Raw genomic sequence first — 25168 nt, 5'->3', positions numbered from 1 at the left:
TGCGTCATGACGGTGCGGAGCGAAGCGGAGTGCCGGCATGAGTGACCTGGGGCAGCGCCCGTACCGGGCCGGTTTCGCCTGCTTCGTCGGTCGGCCCAACGCCGGCAAGTCCACGCTGACCAACGCGATCGTCGGGCAGAAGATCGCCATCACCTCGAACAAGCCGCAGACCACCCGGCACATCATCCGGGCGGTGCTGCACCGGCCGGACTCGCAGCTGGTGCTGGTCGACACCCCCGGTCTGCACCGTCCGCGTACGCTGCTCGGCGAGCGGCTCAACGACCTGGTCCGGCAGACCTGGAGCGAGGTCGACGTGATCGGCCTCTGCATCCCGGCCGACGAGCCGATCGGCCGCGGCGACCGGTTCATCACCGGGGAACTGGCCGAGCTGAAGGCGACCGTGCTGGCGGTGGTCACCAAGACCGACCTGGTCGACCGGAAGCGGCTGGCCGAGCAACTGCTCGCGGTCAGCGAGTTGGGCGAGTTCGCCGAGATCGTCCCGGTCAGCGCGGTCTCCGGGCACCAGGTGGAGACCCTGGTCGAGGTGATGACACGCTATCTTCCCGAGTCCCCGCAGCTCTACCCGGACGACATGCTCACCGACGATCCGGAGCAGGTGCTGGTCGCGGAGTTGATCCGGGAGGCGGCGCTGGAGGGGGTCCGGGACGAGCTGCCGCATTCCATCGCGGTCGTGGTGGAGGAGATGATCCCCGAGGGGCGGCTCACGAAGATCTACGCCGACGTGTATGTGGAGCGGCCGAGCCAGAAGGCGATCGTCATCGGGCACCGGGGTAGCCGGCTCAAGGAGGTCGGCACCACCGCCCGGCGTCAGATCGAGGAGCTGCTGGGTACGCGGATCTACCTCGATCTGCACGTACGGGTGGCCAAGGACTGGCAGCGCGACCCGAAGCAGCTGCGCAAGCTCGGGTTCTGACGCCGGTCCGGTCGGGCGACCGCACGAGGTGGCCGAATCCGGACGCGCGGCACCCCTGACGGCTGATCGGTACCGGTCAGGCATATGGGAAGTTTCACTATCCCGGTGGGTAGCTGGCCGTTTCACCGGCCGGCCCCGGAGGGTAGGAATCGTACGTCCACTGCCCCCGGACACAGATGCAGGCTGATGCGAAACAGATACCTGGACCTGCTGCGCTTCCTGGCCATCGTGCGGGTCGTCGTCTACCACGTCACCGGTTGGGCCTCGCTGACGTTGCTGTTTCCGGCGATGTCGGTGATGTTCGCCCTCGCCGGGTCGCTGATGGCGGCCTCCCTGCACCGGTCCGGGCCCACGGCGGTCGGCCGGCGGCTGCGCCGGCTGCTGCCGTCGCTGTGGGTGGTGGCCGCGATCTTCGTGCCGGCGATGCTGCTCACCGGACTGCCGCTGACCCCCAAGGTGCTGCTCTGGCTCTTCCCGGTGTCAGACCCGCCGGCGAACTACTGGGGCGCGCTGGCGCTGAGCCCGATCTGGTACCTGCGCGACTACCTCTGGTTCGTGCTCGCCTCCCCGGTGGCCCTCTGGTTGTTCCGGCGCTTCCCGTTGCCCACCCTGCTCGCCCCGTACTGCCTGCTGCTGGCGATCGAGATGGGCATCTACCCGAACGCACCCGGTGTGCTCCGGGAGTTCGGCCTCTACTTCGGCGCCTGGCTGCTGGGCTTCGCCCACCAGGCCGGGATGCTGCGCCGCCTGGCCAACCGGGTCCTGGTGCCGATCGTGCTCGCCCTCGCGGCGATCGGCGGCGCCTGGATCCTGGCCCACCCCGGCCCGCGTGGCTACGACCTGAACGACAACCAGCTCGGCAACGCCCTCTGGTCGGCCGCGTTCATCCTGCTGGCGCTCGGCCGCGCGCCGTCGAGCGCGGGGTGGGTGGACCGCAACGCGCTGTTCGGCCGCGTGGTCACCGTGCTGAACCGGCGGGCGCTGACCGTCTACCTGTGGCACATGGCGTTCGTGGTCGCGCTCACCCCGCTGGTGGACGTGGTCGGCTGGTCGCACCAGGACCTGCTGGGCCTGGCCATCCGGATCGTGCTGGTCTTCCTGCTGCTGGGCGTGGTGACCGCGCTGTTCGGCTGGGTCGAGGACGTGGCGGCGCAGCGCCCGCCCGAGTTGATCCCCGGCGGGCGTCGTCCGGCGGTCTCCCCGCCCCGTCCGGCGTCGGTCTCCGCCGAGGGCCGGGCCCGCGCCGAGCCCGCCGCGCCGAGCGGTTCCCCGTCCGGTCCCGGCCGCTCCGGTGACGAGTACCCGTCCGGTGCCGGCGGCTCCGGTGACGAGTTCCCGGCCGGCGCCGGCCGTCCTGGCGACGCGCAGCCCGTCGGCGCCGGCCGCTCCGCTGGTGCCCGGCCGGCCGGTACCGGACGCCCGTCGGCCGGTCGCGCGGCGGAGCGTCGCGAGGACGCCGTACCGGGTCAGCGCGGACGGGGCGGCGGAGTCAGCGCGAGGTGACGGTGATGTTGCCGCTGCCGGTGCGCAGGTCGAGCACGAGCGTGGCGGCGGGATCGTTCGGCACACCCAGGTCGACCTCACCGGAGCCGGCCCCCGATCGCACCTGGTACGCGCCGGCCGGCACGGTCAGCTCGACGTCGCCGCTCGACGCGTGCAACCGGGCCGAGGCGGGCCGCTCCAGATCGATGGTGACGTTGCCGGACCGGGCCTGCGCGTCCGTCTCGCCGCCGAGCCGGGTTCCGGTGATGTTCCCGGACGAGGCCCGGAGCACGACCGGGCTGGCCACGTCGTACACCTCGATGTTGCCCGAGCCGGTCTCCACCCGGACCGGTCCGGCGGCGTCGGACACCCGCACGTCGCCCGACCCGACCTTGACCTCCACCTGGCCGACCCGGCTCAGGTCGACGTTGCCGGAGCCGGTCTCGCCCTGGACGCTGACCCCCTCACCGGTGATCACCTCGTAGGAGACGCTGCACCGGTTGCCGCACGAGGTGTCCAGCACCAGCTCCGTGCCTTTGATCTCGTACGTCGGCCCCGGCTGGTCGCCCTGGTAACGCACCACGCGCTTGATGCGTACCCCGTCCGCGTCGCCGTCGGCCCGGACCACCACGTCGCCGGAGCCGGGCAGGACCCGGATCGCGGTCACCCGGGCGGCCTCCGTGGTGTCGTAGTCGAGCCGGCGGAAGGAGAGGTTGTCACACCCGGCGAGGACGATCAGGGTGGCCGCCGCCGCGACCGCCATGCCGACCCGGGACACGGCGTTGGTCCGGGACACGGCGTTGGTCCGGGACACGGCGTTGGTCCGGGGCACGGCGTTGGTCCGGGGCGTGGTGGCGTTGGTCCGGGGCACCGCGTTGGTCCCGGGCGCGGCGTTGGTCCGATGCAGAGCCATGCCGAGCACGCTACGACCGGCGTCGACGGATGCGCATCCGGGTTCGCCGGCACCGTGACCCGGAGCGGACCCTGAATTCCGACCCGGGGTGAGACCTGACTTCCGGCCGGGAGGGAGAATGACGCGATGGCCGGGTACCGCCGACAGCTCTACCGCGACGACGCGGTGGTGCTGCGCGTACAGAAACTCGGCGAGTCGGACCGGATCATCACCCTGCTCACCCGGCGGCACGGTCGGCTGCGCGCGGTCGCCCGGGGGGTACGCCGGACCACCTCGAAGTTCGGTGCCCGGCTGGAGCCGTTCGGCCACGTCGACCTGCAACTCGCCGGAGACCCCAAGGGAGAGCTGGGCAGTTCGCTTCAGAGCGTCAGCCAGGTCGAGGGGATCGACCTGTACGGCAAGCGGTTCCTCGGCGACTATCCCCGCTACACCGCGGCCAGCGCGATCGCCGAGACCGCCGAACGGCTCACCCCGGTGGAGCGGGAGCCGTCGCTGCGGCTGTTCCAGCTCACCCTGGGGGCGCTGCGCGCGCTCGCCGAGGGCAGCCACGCCACCACCCTGGTGCTCGACGCGTACCTGCTGCGCGGCATGGCCCTGGCGGGCTGGGCGCCGGCGCTGACCGCCTGCGCGGTCTGCGGCACCCCCGGGCAGTACCGGGCGTTCTCCGTACCGGCTGGCGGCGCGGTCTGCCCGGACTGCCGGCCGCCCGGTGCCGCCCACCCCGCACCGGCCACCATCGACCTGATGTCGGCGCTGGTCACCGGTGACTGGCGGATCGCCGACGCGGCCGAGAACGGGGTACGCCGGGAGTGCAGCGGCCTGGTCGCGGCGCACCTGCAGTGGCACCTGGAGCGCGCGTTACGCTCGCTGCCGCTGGTCGACCGGGGCGGCGTACCGGCGACACCCGACGTGAGCAGGGAGAGCACCGAGTGATCCGATCCACCAGGGCCGTCCGGCGCGAGCCGGTGCCGCCGACACCACACCCGTCGGGCGCCCGTCCGCCGGCGCTGCCGGCGGCGGCGGTGCCCCAGCACGTCGCCGTGGTGATGGACGGCAACGGCCGGTGGGCCAAGGAGCGCGGGCTGCCCCGCACCAAGGGGCACGAGGCCGGGGAGTTCTCCCTCTTCGACACCGTCGAGGGCGCCATCGAGCTGGGCATCCCCTACCTGTCGGCGTACGCCTTCTCCACCGAGAACTGGCGGCGCTCGCCGGACGAGGTCCGGTTCCTGATGGGTTTCAACCGGGACGTCATCCGCCGCCGCCGGGACCAGCTCGTCGACCTCGGGGTGCGGGTGGTGTGGTCGGGCCGGGCCGGGCGGCTCTGGAAGAGCGTCATCTCCGAGTTGCAGACCGCCGAGGAGATGTCCCGGGGCAACTCGACGCTGACCCTCCAGTTCTGCGTCAACTACGGCGGCCAGGCCGAGATCGCCGACGCCGCCGCCGCGATCGCCCGGGACGTGGCCGCCGGCCGGCTCGACCCGGCGAAGGTCACCGAGAAGACCATCGGGCGCTACCTCTACCACCCCGAGGTGCCCGAGGTGGACCTGTTCCTGCGGCCCTCGGGCGAGCAGCGGACCTCGAACTTCCTGCTCTGGCAGAGCGCGTACGCCGAACTGGTCTTCCTGGACACGCTCTGGCCCGACTTCGACCGCCGCCACCTCTGGTACGCCTGCGAGCTGTACGCCCAGCGGGACCGCCGCTTCGGTGGCGCGCTGCCCAATCCGGTCGCGCCAACCACCTGAGCGCCTGGCGCGACCGGCAGTAGGGCGGTCGGGGGCGAGGCGGGTCCTGGTCGCGCTTAGCCGCCGGGCGGGTTGGGTATCACCTCCACAGCAGCCACTGACGGAGGTGAACCACATGATGCGCAAACGTGTTGCCCAGTGGGCGGTGATGGCCGTGGCGGTTCCGTTGGCGGCAGCCGGTGCCCGCCGGCTCAGCCAGTCGCTGGAGGCGCGGCGTGGCCCGTCCCGAGCCAGCCGCATGCTCACCCAGGGAGCCGACCTGATCCGCCCCCGAAAGCCCAAGCCCCGCCGCTTCCTCTGACCGACCACCCCGTCCCCACCCTGTCGATCATGCAGTTGTGGTGCCTGACAAAGGGGTCGTAGCGGGCTGAGACGGCCACCACAACTGCATGATCGGCGGAGATCGGCGGGGCGGGGTCAGGCGGTGATCTCGGGGCGGGTGGGGGTGGCCCAGAGGGTGTGGAAGGAGCCGTCGCGGTCGGTGCGGCGGTAGGTGTGCGCGCCGAAGTTGTCGCGCAGGCCCTGGATCAGGGCGGCGGGGAGGCGCTCGGCGCGGAGCGCGTCGAAGTACGCCAGGGACGAGGCGAAGGCGGGCGCGGGGACGCCGGCCCGGGCCGCGTCAGCCACCACCCGCCGCCAGCTCGGCACGCCGTCGCGCACGGTGTCGGCGAACCACGACGCCACCAGCAGGGTGGGCAGCTCCGGCTGGTCGTCGTACGCCTCCCGGATGCGGTCCAGGAAGCGGGCCCGGATGATGCAGCCGCCCCGCCAGATGGTCGCCGTGCCGCCCAGGTCGATGTCCCAGTCGTACTCGGAGCTGCCGGCGCGGATCTGGTCGAAGCCCTGGGCGTACGCCACGATCTTGGAGGCCAGCAGCGCCCGCCGTACGTCCTCGATGAACGCCTCGCGGTCGCTGACCTGCCACTTCTCCCCGGTGCCCGGGAAGGCCCGGGCCGCCGCCTCGCGCTGGTCGACGTGCCCGGACAGCGACCGGGCGAAGGTCGCCTCGGCGATTCCGGTGATCGGCACGCCGAGATCCAGCGCGCTCTGCACGGTCCACCGGCCGGTGCCCTTCTGCTCGGCCCGGTCCTGCACCACGTCCACGAACGCCCGCCCGGTGGCGGCGTCGGCGTGCCCCAGCACGTCGGCGGTGATCTCGATCAGGAAGGACTCCAGCTCGCCGGAGTTCCACTCCCGGAAGATCTCCGCGATCTCCGCCGGCTCCGCGCCGAGCCCGGCCCGCAACAGGTCGTACGCCTCGGCGATGAGCTGCATGTCGGCGTACTCGATGCCGTTGTGGACCATCTTCACGAAGTGCCCGGCGCCGTCCGGCCCGACATGCTGGCAGCAGGGCACGCCGTCGATCTGCGCGGCGATCTTCTCGAAGATCGGCCCGAGCTTGCGGTACGACTCCGCCGACCCGCCCGGCATGATGCTCGGCCCGAGCAGCGCGCCCTCCTCACCGCCGGAGACGCCGGTGCCGACGAAGTGCAGCCCCTTGTCCCGCAACGCCTCCTCCCGCCGCCGGGTGTCGGCGAAGTGCGCGTTGCCGCAGTCGATGATGATGTCGCCCGCCTCCAGCAGCGGCACCAGTTCGTCGATCACCGCGTCGGTGGGCGCCCCGGCCTTGACCATGATGATCACCGCGCGGGGCCGCTCCAGCGCGGCGACGAAGTCCGCAAGGGACTCCGCCGGAACGAAGGTGCCCTCGTCGCCGTGCTCCGCCACCAGCGTCCGGGTCCGCTCCGGCGAGCGGTTGTGCACCGCCACGGTGAATCCGTTGCGGGCCAGGTTCCGGGCCAGGTTCCGCCCCATCACCGCCAGCCCGGTCACACCGATCTGCGCCGTAGCCCGATCCGCCATCCTCGTCGCCACCTTCCGCCGTTGACCTGTAGTGCTGCGACGGTATCGCGGGCGACGCCGAACCGCGCTGTCCGTCCCACGGCTGGTCACCGTCACGTCGCGCACCGCACAATCAGGGCCGCCTCCGCCCTGCCACACCCGCCTCCGCCTGCCTTCCCGCATCCGGCTCAGCGTGCCTGCCGCGCGGTGTGCGGCTCGCGTGCCCGCGGGTGCGGCTGGCGTGCCTGCGGGACGGTGTCGGGTTCTGCGTGTCCGCCGGTGTCCGGCGCAAATTCGGGTGCGCCTGCCTTCGTCCCGGGGTAACGTGCGGGCATGCGCTACTGACGCCCGCTTCATCGAGCCGGTCCGCCGCCACTGCCGCCGCGGACCCGTTGCTTCCGGGCGTCCGCGTTCCACCCGCCGTCGTGTCGACGGCGTCCTCCGTGGTCGCTCCGGGGCAGCCGTTCCCGATTCCGCTCGACCGCCCGATGCCGCGGCGGTCACCAGAAGCGGCGGGTCTGCGGCCAGCGCCGCCATCCGCCGAGCGAGGAGGCCCCGATGCCTGCCAGCCGAAAGTCCAGGAAATCCCGTACCACCCGCGTTCCGGCTCTGACGCCGGCCGATCTCGCCAAGGCCGCGGCGACCGACCCGCCCGGGACGCCGGTAGCGCTCACCCCGCCCGGGACCGCTGCGGCGCTCACCCCGCCCGGGCCGGCTGAGGCGCTCACCCCGCCCGAGTCGGTGGCGCTCACCCCGCCCGGGTCGACCGTGGCGCTCACTCCGCCCGGGTCGGCGGGGCTCGCCACGTCAGTGGAGTTCATGTCGCCGGTGGGCGGCGCGCCGCCGGTCGATCGTGCTGCCCAGCCGAAAGGTGGCCCGCCGGCGTCCGGCCGGGGCAAGGGGCTCAGCCCGGGCCGCCCACAGCGGGCCGGGCAGGGCCGTCAGTACGCCTTTCGGCGCAGCTGAGCACCTGACCCGCCAAGACTCCTGACGGCGGCTGAGGTCGTGCCCAAGCCCGGCGGCCCGTCGCGACCCGGCAGCCCGACCTGACGCGCGGGCGCATTCGCGCGTGGCGGCCGGGTCGCTCAGCTGATCAACGGGCGGAAGGTGCCGAGTGCGACGCTGGCCGCGAGTGCGGCGCTGGCCAGTGCCGTTGCGCCGACGACGAGCAGCCAGTCGGCGGCGCCGAAGCGCTGCCGGCGGGCGAAGGTGCGGGGGACACCGGCGTCGAAGCCGCGCGCGTCCATCGCGACCGCCAGCCGGGTACCCCGCCGGATCGCCCCGACCAGCAGCGTGAAGGCGGTCGAGACGAAGAGTCGCAGCCTCGCCACCGGGTTACGGCCGGCCTCCACGCCGCGCGCCCGGCGGGCCATGACGATCATTTCCCACTCCTGCCCGAGCAGCGGTACCAGCCGGAACGCCGCCAGCGCGCCGATCGCGAACCGGGCCGGTGCCTTGGCGTTCTGCACCAGCGCGTCGGCCAGGTCGGTCGGGTCGGTGGTGGCGAAGACGATCACCCCGGGCAGGGCCACCGCGAACAGCCGCAGCACCATGCCCAGTGCGGTGAGGAGCACTCCCGAGGTCACCAGGACCGGGCCCGCGTCGAGCAGCACCCGTCCCGACCGATCGGCGGCAAAGAGCACGAGAGTGACCAGCACGCCGCCACCAGCGGCCAGCAGGGGCCAGGCCCGGCGTACCAGCACCCGGGGGTGCAGGCCGAACAGCGGCAGCACCGCCAGCTCCACGGCGATCGCGATGGCCGGCGCGACCGGATCCAGCGTCGCCATCAGCGGGAAGGCGAACAGCAGCGCCGCCGCCAGCTTGGCCACCGGATTGCGCCGGGCCAGCGGCGCCTCCGGGCGGGCGACCGGTTCCAGGCTGATCATCGTTGCGCCACCCGCGCGGCCGTAGCGTCAGCGGACTCGGCGCCGGCGGGTGCGCCCAGCCCAGCGCTGACGGGCCCGCTGCCTGTGCCTGCGGCGTCCGCGCCTGCGGTGCTTGTGCTCGCGGCGTCTGCGCTTGTGGTGCTGGCAGCCGGGGGGCCGTCGTGGGCGGTCGGGGACGGCGGGTGGTGCAGGGTCAGGGTGCGGTCGGCCAGCGCGGCCACGAAATCGGCGTCGTGGGTCACCATGACCAGGCCGTGGCCGGCGTCGCGTAGTTCCGCGAAGAGGTCCACCAGCTCCCGCCAGGTCCGCCGGTCCTGGCCGAAGGTGGGCTCGTCGCAGATGAGCAGGCGGGGCGCGGTGGCCAGGGCGGTCGCCACGCTCAGCCGCCGCGCCTCACCACCGGAGAGGGTGTACGGGTTGGCCGCGGCGAGCCTGGTCAGCCGCAGCCGTTGCAGCAGCGGGTCGACGCGTTCGCGTACCGCCGTCTCGGAGGCCCCGCCGCGGCGCAGGCCGAGGGCCAGCTCGTCGAAGACCGTGCTGGTCACGAACTGGTGCTCGGGGTCCTGGAACACCGAGCCGATCCGGCCGGCCAGCGCGGGCGCCCGCCACCGGTGCGGGGGAGTGCGGGCGTCGGCAGCGGCCAACTCCGGGCTCGCTGCCAGCCGGCCGGTGCCCGGCTGAAGGAGCCCGCCGAGCAGCAACGCGAGGGTGGACTTGCCGACGCCGTTCGGGCCGAGCACGGCGAGCGCCTCTCCGGCGCGTACGGCCAGGTTGGTGGTGGCCAGCCGGGGTGGCCGGCCGAGCCGGTCGGCGGTGAGCAGTATCTCGCCGGCCGGCGTGGTGGCCCGGCGTGGCGGCGCCTCGCGGCCGGGCACCCAGACCCCCTCGGCGACGAGCGCGTCGCCGTGGGTGGCGAAGACGCTCTCCGGTGGACCGTCGGCGCGGATGCCGCCACCGGGTTCGAGCACCACCACCCGGTCGACCAGGGGCAGCGCCTCGGCGATCCGGTGCTCGACCAGGATCAGCGTGGTGTCGGCGTCGACCGCCCGGGCGACCGCCGCGCGGACCAGGGCGGCCCCGGCCGGGTCGAGGTTGGCGGTGGGCTCGTCGAGCAGCAGCAGGCCGGGGCGGAGCGCGAGCACGCCGGCCAGCGCGAGCCGCTGCTGCTCGCCGCCGGAGAGCGCCGCGGTGGGCCGGTCCCGGTGGTACGGGAAGCCGACCCGGTGCAGCGCCTCGTCCACTCTCGGCCAGATCTCTCCGGCCGGCACGCCCCGGTTCTCCAGCCCGAACGCCACGTCGTCGCCGCTGCGGGCCATGACGAGTTGGGACTGCGGATCCTGGAAGACGATCCCGACCCGCTCCCGGGCCTCGGCCGGCGGCCGGCCGTCGACCTCGACGGTGCCCTCCTGCTCGCCGGAGTCCTCGGGCAGCAGCCCGGCCAGCGCGGCCAGCAGCGTGCTCTTGCCCGCCCCGGAGGGCCCGAGCAGCAGCACCCGCTCACCGCGCGCCACCCGCAGGTCCACCCCGCGTACGGCCCAGGCCCGCCGCCCGGCGTGCCGCCACCCGAACCCCCGCAACCTCACCCCACCCATACCCATCCCCTGCCCAACTCCCCCTCCCACCCCACTTCTCCCTGCTCCCACCCTCGGTCGATCATGGGATTGGCGGCGATTTGAAGATCGAACTGCCCGTCAACCTCATGATCAACACGAGTGGGGATGGTGTGGTCAGATGAGGGCGCGGTCGCGGCCGGCGGGGAAGCGGTCCAGGACGCCGGTCCGGGCGAGTGCGTTGGTGAGGGCGTACGCGCCGGCGCCGGCGATCACCGTGGCGCTGAGCACGGTGAGTACGAAGATCGGCACCCGGGCGCTCCACAGGTCGAGCGTCACGTAGTACCTGGCCTGGTCGAAGATGGCCGCCGCCAGCCCGGCGAGCAGGCCGGAGAGCAGGGCCGCGGGCGGCCGGAACGAGCGGTAGCGGAAGGCGGCGAAGCCCAACTCGGCACCGAGACCCTGTACGGCGCCCTGAAGGATCGCCACGGTGCCCCACTGGCTGCCCAGCAGCACCGACACGAAGGCGGCGAGGAACTCGCAGTAGAAGGCGGCGCCGGGCTTGCGGATGACGAGCCCGCCCAGTGCGCCCGGCACCAGCCAGACGCCGTAGATGACCGACTGTGCGGGCGGGAAGAAGGCGAACACTCCCTCGGTGGCGGCCCAGAGGAAGCCCCAGGCCCAGAAGATGACGCCGAACGTGACGGCGATGACCGAGGCCACCACGATGTCGATCGTGCGCCAGCGGTCGCTGTTGGTGTTTCCCATGATGGTCTGCTCCCAGTCCAGTGTCGAACCAGGCAAGACGCACGCCCCGTCCGGCGTTGCCGGACAATGGCGGGCTGGAGGTGGACCGAACTCCCTGCGCTGGCATTACCCAGATCAGGTTCGAGGGTCTGCGGGCGAACCCGCACTCTCAGCGCTGTGCGCTCCCCTGTCGGAGGTGAAGTTGTCTCACCGACGCTAACACCTGGGAAGATCAACGAGCAACGTGATCTTCCCAGGTCATGCGGGGTGCTCACGTCCGGCGCGGCAGCGGCCCACGGATAGGGCGACCCGCCCACTTCCGTGACGTCCATCGACGTCACCGATCCCGGACGGGTAGTCTCAGGCCGCGATCCGGACGGGCCGAGGGGCGACAGGTGACCGCAGACACGAGCCAGGCCGCACCGGCCGGCGAACCGGAGGACCATCCACCGGGCTCGGTGGGCGTAGCCACGGAGGTACGCGAGCCGGCGCCGACCGGTGGCGAGCCGCCCCGGCGGTGGCTCGGTGACCGGATCGGCTCGGTGGAGGTGCTTGCCGCGCTGCTGATCCTGCTGATCATCTTCCGGGATCCGCTGGCCGCCGCGCTCGACGACCCCCGCCTCCAGACCTGGACCACCGTCTTCGTCTCGATCATGGTGCAGGCGGTGCCGTTCCTGGTCTTCGGGGTGCTGCTCTCCGCCGTGATCGCGGTCTTCGTACCCCGGTCGTTCTGGGCGAAGGCGCTGCCCCGGCACCCGGCCCTCGCGGTGCCGGCGGCCAGCGCGGCCGGGGTGGTGCTGCCGGGCTGCGAGTGCGGATCGGTGCCGATCGCGGGTTCGCTGATCCGCCGGGGCGTCACGCCCGCCGCGGCGCTGGCCTTCCTGCTCGCCGCCCCGGCGGTCAACCCGATCGTGCTCACCGCCACCGCGGTCGCCTTCCCCAACAACCCCGAGATGGTCCTCGCCCGCGGCCTCGCCAGCCTGGTCGTCGCCATGGTGATGGGCTGGCTCTGGCTGCGGCTCGGCCGGACCGAGTGGATCAGGATGCCGCACCGGCCGGAGCTGGACGACGCCTCCCGGGGCCGGGCCTTCTGGGGCGCCGTGCGGCACGACGTGACCCACGCCGGTGGCTTCCTGGTGCTCGGCGCGATGGCCGCCGCCAGCATCAACGTGCTGGTGCCGGAGCGGTGGTTGCAGACCCTCGCCGACAACGCCTGGCTGTCGATCCTGGCCCTCGCGCTGCTCGCCGTGCTGCTCTCGCTCTGCTCGGAGGCGGACGCCTTCGTCGCGGCCTCGCTGTCGCAGTTCTCCCTCACGTCCCGACTGGTCTTCCTGGTGGTGGGGCCGATGGTCGATCTCAAGCTGATCGCGATGCAGGCCGGTGTCTTCGGCCGCCGCTTCGCCCTCCGGTTCGCGCCGACCACCTTCGCGGTGGCCCTGCTGGTCGCCGCCGGAGTCGGGGCGGTGCTGCTGTGAACCGGCAGGCGCAGGCGGTGATCCTGCTGCTGCTCGGCGGCGCGGTGCTCCGGGCCAGCGTCACCGACCTCTACCTGCGCTACGTCAAGGAGGGGCTGCGCCCCTTCCTGATCGGCGCCGGCCTGCTGCTGGTGGTCGCCGCGATCATGACCCTCTGGTACGAGCTGCGCCCGACCGCCCCCCGCCCGCTCGCCCCGGCCGGCGGCCCGGGCGACGGCTCGGCCGGCGGGCCGGCTGACGGCTCGGAGGGGCAGGCCGGTCCGGCGGACCACGACGGGCACGGGCATCACGAGCCGCGGGTCGGCTGGCTGCTCATCCTGCCGGTGCTCGGCCTGCTGCTGGTCGCCCCGCCGGCCCTCGGGTCGTACGCGGCGAGTCAGGCCGGCACCGCGCTGAGCACCCAGCAACAGTCGGACTACCCGCCGCTGCCCGCCGGTGACCCGGTGCCCGTCAGCGTGCTCGACTACGCCTCCCGGGCGCTGTTCGACCGGGGTGCCTCGATCGGTGATCGGCGCGTGCAGCTCACCGGCTTCGTCGCCACCGGGCCCGACGGCCAGCCGATCCTGGCCCGGATGGTGCTCTCCTGCTGCGCCGCCGACGGCCGGCCGGTCAAGCTCGGGCTGACCGGGGACGTGCCGGCCGGGCTGCCGGACGACAGCTGGGTCGAGGTGACCGGCCGTTACACCGACCGACTCGGCCGCGACCCGGTCAACGACGCCGAGATCCCCTACCTGGACGTCGAGTCCTGGCGTCAGATCCCCACCCCGAAGAACCAGTACGAGTGAACCCCCACCCCCGCCGTTGCGGAGCTGGTGCGGGTGGAGCCCGGTGGGCCGGGGATGGGTAGGGTGCCGGCTATGCGCATCGACGCCCGAGGTCTGCGGTTCGACGTCACCGCCGGTGGCCCCGAGCAGGGCGAACCGGTGCTGCTGCTGCACGGCTTTCCGCAGCATTCCGGCGAGTGGGACGGGGTGACGCCGGCCCTGCACACCGCAGGGCTGCGCACGTACGCGCTGGACCAGCGGGGCTACTCGCCCGGGGCCCGGCCGGAGGCGGTCGAGGCGTACCGGCTGGCGGAGTTGGTCGCCGATGCGGTGGCCGTGCTGGACGGCCTCGGCGTCGCCGCCGCGCACGTGGTGGGGCACGACTGGGGGGCCGTCGTCGGCTGGGCGCTGGCCGCCGGCCATCCCGACCGGGTACGCACGCTGACCGCGGTCTCCGTGCCGCACCCGGCTGCCATGGCACACGCGATGGCGCAGGACCCGCAGCAGAAGGCGCGCTCGGCGTACATGCTGCTGTTCCGGCAGCCGGGGGTGGCCGAGAAGACGCTGCTGGCCCTGGGCGCCAGCGGGCTGCGCCGGCTGTTGAGCGGGGTCGGCGACGGCGCGCGGGTGGCCTCGTACGCCGATCCGATGCGCGAGCCGGGCGCGTTGACCGCGGCGCTGAACTGGTACCGGGCGATGTCCCGGGCTGACCTGGCGGCGACCGGCCCGGTGGCGGTCCCGACCAGCTACGTGTGGAGCGACCGGGACGTCGCGATCGGACGGACCGCAGCCGAGGCGTGCGCCGTGCACGTGGTCGGGGAGTACCGGTTCGTGGAGCTGCCCGGGGTCAGTCACTGGATCCCGGACGAGGCGGCGGCGTCGCTGGCCGAGGCGATCCTGGCCCGGGTACGCCCGGCCGGGTGAGCGGCGGGCGAGCCGGTGGGCCGCCCGGCGGCACAGCGCCGAAGCTGAATGCCGGCGAAGCGGCCCGGCGGCCGGCGGGGTGGCGCGCGTGGGGTGACGCGGGTAAGACCGGCCGGGTGGCGCGCGTGGGGCCGGCGGGTGGCGTGGGTAGAAGGATCCGAGGGAGCGGAGAGAGCATGACGCTGAGTGCCGAGGGCTACCTGGCGATGGTGACCGCGACGATGGACCGGGTGGCGCGTAGCCAGCGGCAGCAGGTGGGCCGGGCCGCCGACCTGATCGCCGAGGCGATCCGGGCCGACGGTGTGGTGCACGCCTTCGGCACCGGACACTCCGAGGCGTTGGCGATGGAGATCGCCGGGCGGGCCGGCGGGCTGGTGCCGACCAACCGGATCGCCCTGCGTGACCTGGTGCTGCATGGGGGCGATCCGGCCGACGTGCTCGGACCGAAGCTGGAACGCGATCCGGCGGTCGCGCACCGCCTCTACGCCCTCGCCCCGATCGGCCCGCGGGACGTCTTCGTGCTCGCCTCGAACTCCGGCGTGAACGGCGCCATGGTGGAGTTCGCCTCGCTGCTCCGGCAGCGCGGTCACGGGCTGGTGGCGATCACCTCGGCGGAGCACTCGGCGCGGATGGAGTCGCGCCACCCGTCCGGCCGCAAGCTCGCCGACTTCGCGGACGTGGTGCTGGACAACGGCGCTCCGTACGGCGACGCCACCCTGCCGCTGCCGGACGGCGGCGCGGTCGGCGCGGTCTCCTCGATCACTGCGGCCCTGCTCGCCCAGCAGATCGTGGTCGAGGTGGTGGCCCGACTGCTCGCCACGGGCGAACGCCCACCGGTCTACCTGTCGGCGAACATCGCCGGCGGCGACGCGCACAACGACGCCTTGGAGGCCCGCTACGCGGGACGGATCCGCCGCGGCTCCTGAGCGGGACGGCCGCGAGCCGGTTTCGCGTCACCCCGCGCGGGGCATCAGCCTTGCCGCCGGGCCGCGGAAGTCGGGCCGGCGGAGGTCGTTCTCCCCGGAGGTACGCGGTGTCGAAGGAAACCGAGAGGCAGCGATGGCAGCGCAACTTCGCCGACCTGCTTCAGGAGTTGCGGGTCGCGCAGACCGGTGTGCAGATCCTCTTCGCCTTCCTGCTCACCCTGCCGTTCAGCAACGGCTTCACGCGTACCACGCCGTTTCAGCGGGACGTCTACATCGTCGCGCTGCTCGCGGCGGCCGGCGCCACCGCGATGATCATTTCGCCGGTGGCGTTCCACCGGGCGCTGTTTCGGCAGGGGCGTAAGCCGGAGTTGGTGCGTTTCGCGCACCGGATGGCCACCGGCGGGCTCGGCTTCATGCTGGTCTCGATGGTCAGCGCGGTGCTGCTGATCACCGACTTCGTGCTCGCCCGGCCGATCGCCTTCCTGCTCAGCGTGGTCACCGGGCTGTGGTTCCTCACCTTCTGGGTGATCCTGCCGTTCTCCCGACGCAACTGGGGTGACGACGACATCGACGACGACGAGGATCCCAGTGGGCTCGCCCAGGGTTGACCGGGCCTTTGTGGATAGTCTGTGACTACCTTTGGGTAACAAACGCGGGTAGCCTGCTGAACAGGCGGAACAGTCCGAGTGCCGGATCCAGCCCGGGGGTTTGCCGTGGCCATCGCCGAGAATCACCGTCCGTCAGCCACCGACAGCCATAGCGCCGTCCCGCCGCCGAACGCGGCAGGCCCGGCATCCGAACCGCAGGCATCCGAACCGCAGTCGCCCGAGACGCAGGTGTCCGAGCAGGAGGCCCGCCGGGTCGCCGAGGCGGCCCGGCAGAGCACCTGGGACCGGCCGAGTTTCGGCAAGGAACTCTTCCTGGGCCGGTTGCGGCTCGACCTGATCGACCCGTGGCCCCGGCCCGACCCGGCGGAGGAGGCGCGGGCGGGGGAGTTCCTCGGCCGGCTCCGCGACTACGTGGCCGCCGAGGTGGACGGCGCGGCGATCGAACGGGACGCGCGCATCCCCGACGAGGTCTTCCAGGGGCTGGCCCGGCTGGGCGCGTTCGGCATGAAGATCGGCCAGGAGTACGGCGGCGTCGGGCTGAGCAACCTGCACTACTGCCGCGCGCTGATGCTGGTCGGCTCGGTCAGTCCGGCGATCGGCGCGCTGCTCTCCGCGCACCAGTCGATCGGCGTGCCGCAGCCGTTGAAGATGTTCGGCAGCGCCGAGCAGAAGCAGCGGTTCCTGCCCCGGCTGGCGGCCGGCGAGGTCTCCGCGTTCCTGCTCACCGAGCCGGACGTCGGCTCGGACCCGGCCCGGCTGGCGACCACGGCGGAGCCGACCCCCGACGGCGCCGGCTACCGGCTCAACGGGGTCAAACTGTGGGCCACCAACGGCACGGTGGCCACCCTGCTCGTGGTGATGGCCCGGGTGCCGGCCGCCGAGGGTCGCCGGGGCGGCATCACCGCGTTCGTGGTCGACGGGGACGCCGAGGGCATCACCGTGGAGCGGCGGAACGGCTTCGTCGGCCTGCGGGGCCTGGAGAACAGCCTCACCCGCTTCCACGACGTCTTCGTGCCGAAGGAGAACGTCATCGGCGGCGAGGGCAGGGGTCTCCGGATCGCGCTGAGCACGCTGACCACCGGGCGGCTGTCGTTGCCGGCGATGTGCGTGGGCGCCGGCAAGTGGGCGCTGAACGTGGCCCGGGAGTGGTCCGTCGAGCGGGTCCAGTGGGGCCGGCCGGTCGGCGAACACGAGGCGGTCGCGCAGAAGCTCTCCTTCATCGCCGCCACCACGTACGGCATGGAGACCATGCTGGATCTCTGTTGCCTGCTCGCCGACGACGACCGCAACGACATCCGGATCGAGGCGGCGCTGGTGAAGCTCTACGCCAGCGAGATGGCGTGGCGGATCGCCGACGAGCTGGTCCAGATCCGCGGCGGCCGTGGGTACGAGACGGCCGACTCGCTGGCCGCCCGGGGCGAACGCCCGGCCGCCGTCGAGCAGCTCCTGCGGGACCTGCGGATCAACCGGATCTTCGAGGGCTCCACCGAGATCATGCACCTGCTCATCGCCCGCGAGGCGGTGGACGCGCACCTCTCCGTCGCCGGGGACATCATCGATCCCGATGCCGGGCTCGGCCGCAAGGCGAGGGCGGGGGCGCGGGCCGGCGCGTTCTACGCGCGATGGCTGCCGACCCTCGCGGTCGGCAAGGGGCAGCAACCCATGGCGTACGCCGAGTTCGGCGCGCTCGCCGGGCACCTGCGTCACGTCGAGCGCGCCTCCCGCAAGCTGGCCCGGTCCACCTTCTACGCGATGTCCCGCTGGCAGGGCAGGATGGAGCGCAAGCAGGCGTTCCTGGGCCGGGTGGTGGACATCGGGGCGGAACTGTTCGCGATGAGCGCGGTCTGCGTCCGGGCGTCCGCGCAGCAGCCGGAGCGGCCGGAGCACGTCGAGTTGGCCGACCTCTTCTGCCGCCAGGCCCGGGTCCGGGTCGACGCCCTCTTCACCGCGCTCTGGGAGAACACCGACTCGCTCGACGTGACGGCGGCCAAGCGCATCCTCGCCGGCCGCTACGCCGCCCTGGAGGACGGCGTGATCACCCCATCTGACGATCTGCCCTGGGTCGCCCCCTGGACCCCGGGCCCCTCCACCGCCCCCACCGACGCCCGCCGCCGCATCCCCCCACCCGCCTGACCCCCACCCGGCCACGGCGAGCAACTTCGGGGATGTTGCTGTCTCAGCGCCAGGCGAGACAGCAACATCCCCGAAGTTGCACCACCGACCGGGCGTGGGGCGGTCAGGGGCGGGGGGCGCGGGGGTCGTGGAGACCCAGGCGGCGGAGTTCGAGGGCGGCCAGGGCGTCGACGGTGGCGTGGTCACCCTGGCGCCACGCCTCGGCCACGTCGGGGGAGATCCGGGTGAGCCGGCGCAGTGGCTGCCCGGCCAGGGCGCGCAGGGCCAGCAGGTCCCGACCGGCCGGCGCGGCGGCCAGCGCCGCCGCCGAGCCGGCCCGCCGCATCCAGCGCACCCGCAGCGGCAGCCAGCCGAACAGCACCAGCCCGAGCGGCACGATCAGCATCCCGACGGCCAGCGCCAGGGCCAGCTGGTCGACGAGTTCCTGCTGGTCCCGTCCGGCCTCGGCGAGTGAGCGGGCCGCGCCGGCCGCCCGTTGGAAAGGTGCGGTCAGCTCGTCGCCCACCAGCGGCACCCGGCCGACCTTGCCACCGGCCTCGGCGAGGTTGTCGGCCAGCCCACCGCCGGCCCCCTCCAGCTTCTGCCCGGGTACGGCCAGCTTCTGCACCAGGTCGTGCAGCCAGAGCGCGCCCCGGATCGTCGCGTACACCCAGGCGACGACGAGCAGGTCGGTGAGAAGCTGCCGCAGCGCGGTCGGAAAGCGATCAGCGTAGATCTTCACGCCGCACAGCGTGCCACGCCCCACCGCGCCCGGCATCCCGAGCCCGGCGGCCCTCCCGACGGGAACGTCGGGTCAGGAGGTGCAGGTTGGGCAGGTGCCGAAGATTTCGAGGGTGTGGCTGACGTCGGTGAAACCGTGCTGGGCCGCCACCCGGTCCGCCCAGGTCTCCACCGCCGGCCCGGCGACCTCCACGGTCCGCCCGCAGACCCGGCAGACCAGGTGGTGGTGGTGCCCCTCGCTGCACCTGCGGTAGAGGTTCTCGCCACCGGGTGGACGCATCACGTCGATCTCGCTCGCGTCGGCCAGGCTCTGCAACGTCCGGTAGACCGTGGTCAGGCCGACCCGCTCGCCGCGCTCGCGCAGCATCGCGTGCAGGTCCTGGGCGCTGTGGAAGCCCTCCACCTCGGCCAGCAGGGCGCTCACCGCCGAGCGCTGGCGGGTGTTGCGGACGGCCGTACCGCTCTCGCTCATGCCGTCACCTCGCTTCGCTCGGCGTCGGCCTGAGCGTTCTCCGCACGGTGCTGCTGATTCGCTCGCTGGCGCTCGCTCATGCCGTCACCTCGCTTCGCAGTATGCCGGCCTGGTTGACGACTCGTTTGCTCATGATCCCTCCCCGGCGTGGCTGACCGCATCGGCCACGATGTGCGCCACGTGCTCGTCGACCAGGGTGTACGCGATCTCCCGGCCCCGCCGGGAGCCGCGCACCACGCCGGCCCCGCGGAGCACCCGCAGGTGCTGGGAGACCAGCGGCTGCGCGACACCGAGCTTGTCCACCAGCTCGTGCACGCAGCGCTCACCGCCGGCCAGTTCGCTGACGATGGCCAGCCGGATCGGCGCGGAGAGCGCGCGCAGGAGTTCGCTGGCACCCTCGTACGCGTCGTAGCTGGATCCGCTGGTCACGCTGCAACGGTAACCAATCCCGGGACGACCGCCGGTATCAGGTTCCGCCGAGCACCACTTCGTGCGGCTCGGGCGCGGGCGTCGGCACCGGTCGCGCCCGGCGTAGCCGGCGCCAGCCGGCGGCGAACAGGGTGACCGCGACGAAGGAGGCGATCGCGAGCACCACCACCGAGGCGCCGGGTGCGGTGTCGGCGATCGCCGCCAGCCAGATGCCCGCTCCGGCGGCGAACAGGCCGAGGGCCATCGCCGCCGCCATGGTGCCGCGGAATCCCCGGGTGACCTGCTGGGCGGTGGCCACCGGGACGACCATCAACGCGCTGATCAGCAGGACGCCGACCGCCCGCATCGCGATGGTCACCGTGATCGCGGTGGTCACCGCGAGCAGCAGATTGAGGGTACGCACCGGCAGGCCGGAGACCCGGGCGTACTCCTCGTCGTGGCAGACCGCGAAGAGCGCGGGCCGCAGCGCGATCATCGCGACCAGCACGGCCACCCCGAGCACCGCGATGGTGATCAGGTCTTCCCGGGACGTCGTGGTCAGCGCACCGAACAGGTACGCGTTCAGGTTGGCGCTGGTGCTGTCGGAGAGCCCCACCAGGACCACGCCTCCGGCGATGCCGCCGTAGAAGAGCAGGGCGAGCGCCAGGTCGCCGGAGGTGCGGCCGCGTTCGCGGATCAGCTCGATGACGATCGCGCCGAGGGTGGCCGCGATCACCGCCATGATCACGGGGGAGGTCTGGAAGAGCAGTCCGGCGCCGACGCCGGTCAGCGCGACGTGCCCGATGCCGTCCCCGATCAGGGCGAGCCGCCGCTGCACCAGGTAGATGCCGAGCGCCGGTGCGGCCAGACCGATGATCAGCGCGCCGACCAGGGCGCGGAGCATGAAGTCGTACTGGAAGAGGCTCATCGCGTGCTCCACAGCCCGGCGGGCTCCTCGGGACCGTGCGGGTGCACGTGGTCGTGGTCCGGCGCGGCGTGGTGCCCGGCCGGATCCGGCACCGCGCCGTCGTGCGCGATGACCCCCTGGTGTACGACGACCGCGCGGCTGATCAACGGGCGCAGCGGGCCCAGCTCGTGGGCGACCAGCAGCACGGTGCCGCCGCTGTCGACGAAGCCGTGCAGCGCCCCGGCGAACGCCTCCTGGCTGGTCGCGTCGACCCCGGCCGTCGGCTCGTCGAGCACCAGCAGCTCGGGTCGTCCGGCCAGCGCCCGGGCGATCAGGGTGCGCTGCTGCTGCCCACCGGAGAGGGTGGCGACCGGGTCCTTCGCCCGGTCGGCCAGGCCGACGGCGTGCAACGCCTCGGCGACGGCGGACCGGTCGGCGCGTCCGGGTGGGCGCAGCACGCCCCGGCGGGCCAGCCGCCCGGAGGCCACCACCTCGGCCACCGTGGCCGGTACGCCGCTGCCCGCGCCGAGGCGCTGCGGGACGTACCCGATGCGGTGCCACTGCCGGAACCGGCGCGTCGGCCGGCCGAAGAGGGTCACCGAGCCGGCGCTGAGCGGGACCAGCCCGAGCACGGCGCGGATCAGGGTGGATTTGCCGGAGCCGTTGGCGCCGAGGATCGCGACGACCTCGCCGGCGGTCACGGTCAGCGAGACGTCACGGAGCACGGGGCGGCCGTCGTAGCCGACCACCCCGTGCTCCACGGTGATGACTTCAGGTGTCACGAGCAGCTCAACGCCGTCCTCAGGGTCTGCAGGTTGGTACGCATCACCGAAAGGTAGTCCGCGCCGTTCTCCGCGGACAGGCCCTCGATCGGATCGAGCACCGCGGTCTGCGCGCCGACCTCGCGGGCGATCGTCTCGGCGACCTTCGGGCTGACCAGCGTCTCGAAGAAGATCGTCGTGGCGCCGTGCTCGCGCGCCTCCTCGGTGACCTCGGCCAGCCGCTGCGGCGACGGCTCGTTCTCCGGGGAGAGCCCGGTGATGCCGATCTGCTCCAGCTGGTACTTCTGCGCCAGATAGCCGAAGGCGGTGTGGCTGACCACGATCTCCCGGCGCTGGCAGGTCTTCAGCCCCTCGGTGAACTCGGTGTCGAGCTGCGCCAGCTCGGTGCGCAGGGCGGCGGCCCGCTGGGTGTACTCGCCGGCCCGGTCCGGGTCGATCCCGCCGAGCCGCTCGGCCAACTGGTCGCCGATGGTGGCCAGCCGGGTCGGGTCGAGCCAGACGTGCGGGTCCTTGGCGTCGCCCGACGTCTCCTCGGCGTGCTCCGGCTCGTCGGCGTGCTCCTCCTCGCCGTCGTGGTCGTGGTCGTGGCCGCCGGCGGTGGCGTCCAGCAGCGGCTGGACGGTCGCCACGTCGAAGGCCCGGTCCCCGGCGTTCTGCTCCACCGCCTCGTCCACCGCGGGCTGGAAGCCGTGCAGGAAGACGACCAGCTTCGCCTCGCTGATCTGCCCGACCTGACGGGGGTTCAGCTCCAGGTCGTGCGGCTCGGCGCCGGGGCGGGCCAGGTTGGTCACCGCCACCGCGTCGCCGCCGATCCGCTCGGCGAGGAACTGCAACGGGTAGAAGCCGGCCACCACGTCGACCCGATCGGGGTCGGCGCCGGCCGGGCCGCCGTCGGTCGAGCAGGCGGTGACGCCGGCCAGGGCGAGCAGGGCGGCCGTGGTGGCGGCCAGGGCACGCGGGGTGGTGCGGAAGGTCATGACACCGACTCTCCGCGACAACGACAATGATTGTCAAAAACGCATGCTTGCATGTCCGGTTGGAGCCCTCAGAGCAGCTTCACCAGGCCGGCGGTGACCAGCAGGGTCAGCGCCAACAGCCGGATCGCCCGGGTCGGTGGGGTCTGCACCCGCCAGGTGGTGACCAGCAGGGCGGCGATCGCCCCGGCGAGCAGCAGGGTGAACAGCCCGCCGAGCACCCCCGGGGTGAAGAACGCCACCAGCACCAGGAGCAGGGTGACCAGGAACACCGTCGTCGGGTTGGCCCGGGCCAGCCGGCCGGTGATCCCGCTCTGCGTACGCTGCATTCCACAGACTCTACGAGGAGGAGAGCCCGGTGCTGGTGACCAACCGGTTCGTGGTCGACGACGACGCCGAGGCGTTCACCGCCCGGGCCCACGCGGCGCTGGCGGCGCTCGCCGCCCGGCCCGGCTACCTGCGCGGCCAGTTGGTCCGGGCGCTGGACGACCCCCGGCACTGGTGCCTGGTCACCGAGTGGGAGTCGGTCGGCGCCTACCGCCGGGCTCTCGGCGGCTTCGACGTCAAGGTCACGGCGGTGCCGCTGCTCGCCGAGAGCGTCGACGAGCCCTCCGCGTACGAGGCGTTGGCCAGCGCCCCGCCCGGCGGGGACGTGGTGGTGGTCGCCAGCGATCGCGCTGCGGGTCCTTACCGCTGAGCCGCCGGGCACTACTGTGGCTCCTATGACCCACCCCGGACCGGGAGCCCCACCACCACACCCCCCGCTACCCGGCCAGCAGGGACCGCAGGTCCCGGGCGAGACCGACGCCGCGCCGGCCGCGTCCGGCGTCCCGCTCACCGGCGGTCCCGGCGTCCCGCCACCCGGCAGTCCCGGCGTCCCGGCCACCGGCAGCCCCGCCGGGCCCGCGCCGGACGGCTCCGTCCCGCCCCCGCCGCCGGGGTGGTCCGAGTCGGGCGTGCCGGCACCGCCGCCCGGGCCCGGGGTGGCCCCGCCGTTCGCGGCGCCACCGACCGAGGGCCGCCGGTCCCGGCTCTGGCTCGGCCTCGGGGCCGGAGCGCTGGCCCTGCTGCTCTGTTGCGGTGGTGGCGGCGCCGCGGTGTTCGGCCTGCTGGTCAGCTCGGTGCAGGCCGCTGCGGAGCAGGGCCGCACGGTCTCCGGCGACTACTACCGGGCACTGTCCAATGGCGAGTACGGCCGCGCGTACGACCAGCTCTGCGAGCCGGCCAAACGGCGCGAGTCCCGGCCCGAGTTCGAGCGCCGGGCAGCCGCCGAGCCGCAGATCGCCTCCTACCGGGTCGGCGAGGTGGACACCCGCACGCTGACCGTGCCGGTGGACGTGACCTACGTGGGCGGCGGGCAGGAGCGCCAGCAGGTCGTGCTCAAGCAGGACCAGGAGACGGGCAGCATGGAGGTCTGCGGAGTCAACTGACCGGCCGCGGGTAATGTGCTGGGCTCGGGAGCAGACCGGTCGTACGGTTGTCCCGAACCGTGCCAGCCCATCCCATCAGGTCCCCGCCGACCGCCAGTCGGCGTAGGAGGAAAAATGCCAGCCGACCGTATCGACGCCGTCGTCAGCCTCGCCAAGCGCCGGGGCTTCGTCTTTCCCTCCAGCGAGATCTACGGAGGCACCCGGTCGGCGTGGGACTACGGTCCGCTCGGCGTGGAGCTCAAGGAGAACGTCCGCCGGCAGTGGTGGAAGACCATGGTCCAGCAGCGCGACGACGTGGTGGGCCTGGACTCCGCGGTGATCCTGGCCCGGGACGTCTGGGCCGCCTCCGGCCACCTGGAGGCCTTCGTCGACCCGCTGACCGAGTGCCAGTCCTGCCACAAGCGGTTCCGTGCCGACCACCTGGAGGAGGCGTACGAGGCCAAGCACGGCCGCCCGCCGACCTCGCTGGCCGAGCTGAACTGCCCCAACTGCGGCAACAAGGGCACCTTCACCGAGCCGCGGATGTTCAACGGCCTGATGAAGACCTACCTCGGCCCGGTGGAGAGCGACGAGGGCCTGCACTACCTGCGCCCGGAGACGGCCCAGGGCATCTTCGTCAACTACAAGAACGTCGAGACGGTCGCCCGCAAGAAGCCGCCGTTCGGCATCGCGCAGACCGGCAAGTCGTTCCGTAACGAGATCACCCCGGGCAACTTCATCTTCCGGACCCGCGAGTTCGAGCAGATGGAGATGGAGTTCTTCGTCGAGCCGGGCACCGACGAGCAGTGGCACGAGTACTGGCTCCAGGAGCGCTGGAACTGGTACATCGACCTCGGCCTCTCCCCGGACAACCTGCGCTTCTACGAGCACCCGCAGGAGAAGCTCTCCCACTACTCGAAGCGCACCGTCGACATCGAGTACCGGTTCCAGTTCGGCGGCACCGAGTTCGCCGAGTTGGAGGGCATCGCCAACCGCACCGACTTCGACCTCTCCACGCACAGCAAGCACTCCGGCGTCGACCTGTCGTACTTCGACCAGACCAAGAGCGAGCGCTGGGTCCCGTACGTGATCGAGCCGGCCGCCGGCCTGACCCGCGCGGTGCTGGCGTTCCTGCTGGAGGCGTACGACGAGGACGAGGCGCCGAACACCAAGGGCGGCGTGGACAAGCGCACGGTGATGCGCTTCGACCCGCGGCTGGCCCCGGTCAAGGTGGCGGTGCTGCCGCTGTCCCGCAACGAGGCGCTCTCGCCCAAGGCCAAGCAGCTCGCCGCCGACCTGCGCAAGCGCTGGGTGGTCGAGTTCGACGACTCGCAGGCGATCGGCCGCCGCTACCGCCGCCAGGACGAGATCGGCACCCCGTTCTGCGTCACGGTCGACTTCGACACCCTCGACGACAACGCGGTGACCATCCGCAACCGGGACACCATGACCCAGCAGCGCATCCCCTTGGATCAGGTAGAGCCCTACCTGATCACCCACCTCCCCGGCTGCTGACATGTAAGGAGGGGCCCCTTCTTAACGCCTGGCGTAGAGGAGGGGCCCCCTTTTA

The 25168-nt window shown here is 72.9% G+C and carries 27 protein-coding genes and 1 riboswitch; of the genes, 15 read left to right on the top strand and 12 right to left on the bottom strand.

Annotated elements, in window-relative coordinates:
* The first annotated feature begins 37 nt into the window (after positions 1-37).
* Positions 38-934 carry a GTPase Era gene (gene era / locus ACQPYA_RS24745; RefSeq protein WP_433529478.1) on the top strand — a complete coding sequence of 299 codons (897 nt, stop codon included), beginning with the start codon at positions 38-40 and terminating at the stop codon, positions 932-934.
* Between the two features lie 186 nt (positions 935-1120).
* The gene (locus tag ACQPYA_RS24740; protein WP_433529477.1) at positions 1121-2437 is read left to right on the top strand and encodes an acyltransferase family protein; all 1317 of its coding nucleotides are present in this window, start codon (positions 1121-1123) and stop codon (positions 2435-2437) included.
* On the opposite strand, the gene ACQPYA_RS24735 is transcribed toward ACQPYA_RS24740, so the two are convergent.
* Positions 2424-3329, bottom strand: coding sequence for a DUF4097 family beta strand repeat-containing protein (locus ACQPYA_RS24735; RefSeq protein ID WP_433529476.1), 906 nt, complete (start codon positions 3327-3329; stop codon positions 2424-2426). The two genes, ACQPYA_RS24740 and ACQPYA_RS24735, sit on opposite strands and share 14 nt — an antisense overlap.
* 126 nt (positions 3330-3455) lie before the next feature.
* Here ACQPYA_RS24735 and recO point away from each other — a divergent pair, with 126 nt between their 5' ends.
* From recO to ACQPYA_RS24720, 3 genes are all read left to right on the top strand, one after another.
* Entirely contained in the window at positions 3456-4262 is an 807-nt protein-coding gene (gene recO / locus ACQPYA_RS24730) for a DNA repair protein RecO (protein WP_433529475.1), read from the top strand.
* Between the two features lie 32 nt (positions 4263-4294).
* The gene (locus ACQPYA_RS24725) at positions 4295-5071 is read left to right on the top strand and encodes an isoprenyl transferase (RefSeq protein WP_433533603.1); all 777 of its coding nucleotides are present in this window, start codon (positions 4295-4297) and stop codon (positions 5069-5071) included.
* A gap of 115 nt (positions 5072-5186) precedes the next feature.
* A complete protein-coding gene (locus ACQPYA_RS24720) occupies positions 5187-5372 on the top strand; it encodes a hypothetical protein (protein ID WP_433529474.1) in 186 nt (61 codons plus the stop codon).
* A 116-nt stretch (positions 5373-5488) separates the two neighbouring features.
* Here ACQPYA_RS24720 and gndA read toward each other — a convergent pair whose 3' ends face one another.
* Complete coding sequence (gndA, locus tag ACQPYA_RS24715; RefSeq protein WP_433529473.1) at positions 5489-6934, bottom strand: NADP-dependent phosphogluconate dehydrogenase; 1446 nt, start codon at positions 6932-6934, stop codon at positions 5489-5491.
* A gap of 537 nt (positions 6935-7471) precedes the next feature.
* Between gndA and ACQPYA_RS24710 the strand changes: the two genes are divergently transcribed.
* Complete coding sequence (locus ACQPYA_RS24710) at positions 7472-7879, top strand: hypothetical protein (RefSeq protein ID WP_433529472.1); 408 nt, start codon at positions 7472-7474, stop codon at positions 7877-7879.
* Positions 7880-7998: 119 nt separating this feature from the next.
* Here ACQPYA_RS24710 and ACQPYA_RS24705 read toward each other — a convergent pair whose 3' ends face one another.
* The 3 genes from ACQPYA_RS24705 to ACQPYA_RS24695 all read right to left on the bottom strand — a co-directional run bounded on the left by ACQPYA_RS24705 (position 7999) and on the right by ACQPYA_RS24695 (position 11117).
* On the bottom strand, positions 7999-8799 hold the full coding sequence (locus ACQPYA_RS24705; protein ID WP_433529471.1) for an energy-coupling factor transporter transmembrane component T family protein: 801 nt from the start codon (positions 8797-8799) through the stop codon (positions 7999-8001).
* Positions 8796-10391, bottom strand: a complete 1596-nt coding sequence (locus ACQPYA_RS24700) for an ABC transporter ATP-binding protein (RefSeq protein ID WP_433529470.1) — start codon at positions 10389-10391, stop codon at positions 8796-8798. Before ACQPYA_RS24700 ends, ACQPYA_RS24705 begins: the two co-directional genes overlap by 4 nt.
* A gap of 135 nt (positions 10392-10526) precedes the next feature.
* Entirely contained in the window at positions 10527-11117 is a 591-nt protein-coding gene (locus ACQPYA_RS24695) for an ECF transporter S component (RefSeq protein WP_433533602.1), read from the bottom strand.
* Positions 11118-11190: 73 nt separating this feature from the next.
* A riboswitch (TPP riboswitch) is annotated at positions 11191-11295 on the bottom strand.
* Positions 11296-11629: 334 nt separating this feature from the next.
* Here ACQPYA_RS24695 and ACQPYA_RS24690 point away from each other — a divergent pair.
* From ACQPYA_RS24690 to ACQPYA_RS24665, 6 genes are all read left to right on the top strand, one after another.
* Positions 11630-12571, top strand: a complete 942-nt coding sequence (locus ACQPYA_RS24690; protein ID WP_433533601.1) for a permease — start codon at positions 11630-11632, stop codon at positions 12569-12571.
* Complete coding sequence (locus ACQPYA_RS24685) at positions 12568-13356, top strand: TIGR03943 family putative permease subunit (protein ID WP_433529469.1); 789 nt, start codon at positions 12568-12570, stop codon at positions 13354-13356. Before ACQPYA_RS24690 ends, ACQPYA_RS24685 begins: the two co-directional genes overlap by 4 nt.
* Before the next feature lie 72 nt (positions 13357-13428).
* Positions 13429-14259 (top strand): alpha/beta fold hydrolase, encoded by an 831-nt coding sequence (locus ACQPYA_RS24680; protein WP_433529468.1) that lies wholly within the window; start codon positions 13429-13431, stop codon positions 14257-14259.
* Between the two features lie 176 nt (positions 14260-14435).
* Positions 14436-15185: a sugar isomerase domain-containing protein gene (locus ACQPYA_RS24675; RefSeq protein ID WP_433529467.1), complete on the top strand. Its 750-nt coding sequence runs from the start codon at positions 14436-14438 to the stop codon at positions 15183-15185.
* Positions 15186-15292: 107 nt separating this feature from the next.
* Positions 15293-15793, top strand: a complete 501-nt coding sequence (locus ACQPYA_RS24670) for a DUF6328 family protein (RefSeq protein ID WP_433529466.1) — start codon at positions 15293-15295, stop codon at positions 15791-15793.
* 228 nt (positions 15794-16021) lie between these two features.
* Complete coding sequence (locus ACQPYA_RS24665; RefSeq protein ID WP_433529465.1) at positions 16022-17926, top strand: acyl-CoA dehydrogenase family protein; 1905 nt, start codon at positions 16022-16024, stop codon at positions 17924-17926.
* A gap of 103 nt (positions 17927-18029) precedes the next feature.
* Here ACQPYA_RS24665 and ACQPYA_RS24660 read toward each other — a convergent pair whose 3' ends face one another.
* The 7 genes from ACQPYA_RS24660 to ACQPYA_RS24630 all read right to left on the bottom strand — a co-directional run bounded on the left by ACQPYA_RS24660 (position 18030) and on the right by ACQPYA_RS24630 (position 22518).
* On the bottom strand, positions 18030-18647 hold the full coding sequence (locus tag ACQPYA_RS24660; RefSeq protein ID WP_433529464.1) for a hypothetical protein: 618 nt from the start codon (positions 18645-18647) through the stop codon (positions 18030-18032).
* Positions 18648-18719: 72 nt separating this feature from the next.
* Entirely contained in the window at positions 18720-19118 is a 399-nt protein-coding gene (locus tag ACQPYA_RS24655; protein ID WP_433529463.1) for a Fur family transcriptional regulator, read from the bottom strand.
* A gap of 129 nt (positions 19119-19247) precedes the next feature.
* Positions 19248-19547: an ArsR/SmtB family transcription factor gene (locus ACQPYA_RS24650; RefSeq protein ID WP_204005657.1), complete on the bottom strand. Its 300-nt coding sequence runs from the start codon at positions 19545-19547 to the stop codon at positions 19248-19250.
* 37 nt (positions 19548-19584) lie between these two features.
* Entirely contained in the window at positions 19585-20454 is an 870-nt protein-coding gene (locus ACQPYA_RS24645; protein ID WP_433529462.1) for a metal ABC transporter permease, read from the bottom strand.
* Positions 20451-21215, bottom strand: a complete 765-nt coding sequence (locus ACQPYA_RS24640; RefSeq protein WP_433529461.1) for a metal ABC transporter ATP-binding protein — start codon at positions 21213-21215, stop codon at positions 20451-20453. Before ACQPYA_RS24640 ends, ACQPYA_RS24645 begins: the two co-directional genes overlap by 4 nt.
* On the bottom strand, positions 21212-22192 hold the full coding sequence (locus ACQPYA_RS24635) for a metal ABC transporter substrate-binding protein (protein WP_433529460.1): 981 nt from the start codon (positions 22190-22192) through the stop codon (positions 21212-21214). Before ACQPYA_RS24635 ends, ACQPYA_RS24640 begins: the two co-directional genes overlap by 4 nt.
* A gap of 68 nt (positions 22193-22260) precedes the next feature.
* Positions 22261-22518 (bottom strand): hypothetical protein, encoded by a 258-nt coding sequence (locus ACQPYA_RS24630; RefSeq protein WP_433529459.1) that lies wholly within the window; start codon positions 22516-22518, stop codon positions 22261-22263.
* Positions 22519-22547: 29 nt separating this feature from the next.
* Here ACQPYA_RS24630 and ACQPYA_RS24625 point away from each other — a divergent pair, with 29 nt between their 5' ends.
* The 3 genes from ACQPYA_RS24625 to ACQPYA_RS24615 all read left to right on the top strand — a co-directional run bounded on the left by ACQPYA_RS24625 (position 22548) and on the right by ACQPYA_RS24615 (position 25113).
* Complete coding sequence (locus ACQPYA_RS24625) at positions 22548-22886, top strand: antibiotic biosynthesis monooxygenase family protein (protein ID WP_433529458.1); 339 nt, start codon at positions 22548-22550, stop codon at positions 22884-22886.
* Between the two features lie 259 nt (positions 22887-23145).
* On the top strand, positions 23146-23619 hold the full coding sequence (locus tag ACQPYA_RS24620) for an Rv0361 family membrane protein (RefSeq protein WP_433533600.1): 474 nt from the start codon (positions 23146-23148) through the stop codon (positions 23617-23619).
* 114 nt (positions 23620-23733) lie between these two features.
* A complete protein-coding gene (locus ACQPYA_RS24615; RefSeq protein ID WP_433529457.1) occupies positions 23734-25113 on the top strand; it encodes a glycine--tRNA ligase in 1380 nt (459 codons plus the stop codon).
* The last annotated feature ends 55 nt before the right edge of the window (positions 25114-25168 follow it).

This window comes from Micromonospora sp. CA-263727 (assembly GCF_050942455.1).
In the GTDB taxonomy this organism is placed as follows: domain Bacteria; phylum Actinomycetota; class Actinomycetes; order Mycobacteriales; family Micromonosporaceae; genus Micromonospora.
The sequence above is the reverse complement of the archived record's forward strand: the minus strand, read 5'-3'. Positions and strand labels throughout refer to the sequence as shown.

Excerpts from the sequence above, each read along its gene's own strand:
- ACQPYA_RS24700 (WP_433529470.1), bottom strand. The coding sequence starts at position 10,391 with ATGGGTGGGGTGAGGTTGCGGGGGTTCGGGTGGCGGCACGCCGGGCGG.
- ACQPYA_RS24655 (WP_433529463.1), bottom strand. The coding sequence starts at position 19,118 with ATGAGCGAGAGCGGTACGGCCGTCCGCAACACCCGCCAGCGCTCGGCG.
- ACQPYA_RS24705 (WP_433529471.1), bottom strand. The coding sequence starts at position 8,799 with ATGATCAGCCTGGAACCGGTCGCCCGCCCGGAGGCGCCGCTGGCCCGG.
- ACQPYA_RS24675 (WP_433529467.1), top strand. The coding sequence starts at position 14,436 with ATGACGCTGAGTGCCGAGGGCTACCTGGCGATGGTGACCGCGACGATG.
- ACQPYA_RS24735 (WP_433529476.1), bottom strand. The coding sequence starts at position 3,329 with ATGGCTCTGCATCGGACCAACGCCGCGCCCGGGACCAACGCGGTGCCC.
- ACQPYA_RS24645 (WP_433529462.1), bottom strand. The coding sequence starts at position 20,454 with ATGAGCCTCTTCCAGTACGACTTCATGCTCCGCGCCCTGGTCGGCGCG.
- era (WP_433529478.1), top strand. The coding sequence starts at position 38 with ATGAGTGACCTGGGGCAGCGCCCGTACCGGGCCGGTTTCGCCTGCTTC.
- ACQPYA_RS24740 (WP_433529477.1), top strand. The coding sequence starts at position 1,121 with ATGCGAAACAGATACCTGGACCTGCTGCGCTTCCTGGCCATCGTGCGG.
- ACQPYA_RS24720 (WP_433529474.1), top strand. The coding sequence starts at position 5,187 with ATGATGCGCAAACGTGTTGCCCAGTGGGCGGTGATGGCCGTGGCGGTT.
- ACQPYA_RS24710 (WP_433529472.1), top strand. The coding sequence starts at position 7,472 with ATGCCTGCCAGCCGAAAGTCCAGGAAATCCCGTACCACCCGCGTTCCG.
- gndA (WP_433529473.1), bottom strand. The coding sequence starts at position 6,934 with ATGGCGGATCGGGCTACGGCGCAGATCGGTGTGACCGGGCTGGCGGTG.
- ACQPYA_RS24680 (WP_433529468.1), top strand. The coding sequence starts at position 13,429 with ATGCGCATCGACGCCCGAGGTCTGCGGTTCGACGTCACCGCCGGTGGC.
- ACQPYA_RS24695 (WP_433533602.1), bottom strand. The coding sequence starts at position 11,117 with ATGGGAAACACCAACAGCGACCGCTGGCGCACGATCGACATCGTGGTG.
- recO (WP_433529475.1), top strand. The coding sequence starts at position 3,456 with ATGGCCGGGTACCGCCGACAGCTCTACCGCGACGACGCGGTGGTGCTG.
- ACQPYA_RS24615 (WP_433529457.1), top strand. The coding sequence starts at position 23,734 with ATGCCAGCCGACCGTATCGACGCCGTCGTCAGCCTCGCCAAGCGCCGG.
- ACQPYA_RS24635 (WP_433529460.1), bottom strand. The coding sequence starts at position 22,192 with ATGACCTTCCGCACCACCCCGCGTGCCCTGGCCGCCACCACGGCCGCC.
- ACQPYA_RS24630 (WP_433529459.1), bottom strand. The coding sequence starts at position 22,518 with ATGCAGCGTACGCAGAGCGGGATCACCGGCCGGCTGGCCCGGGCCAAC.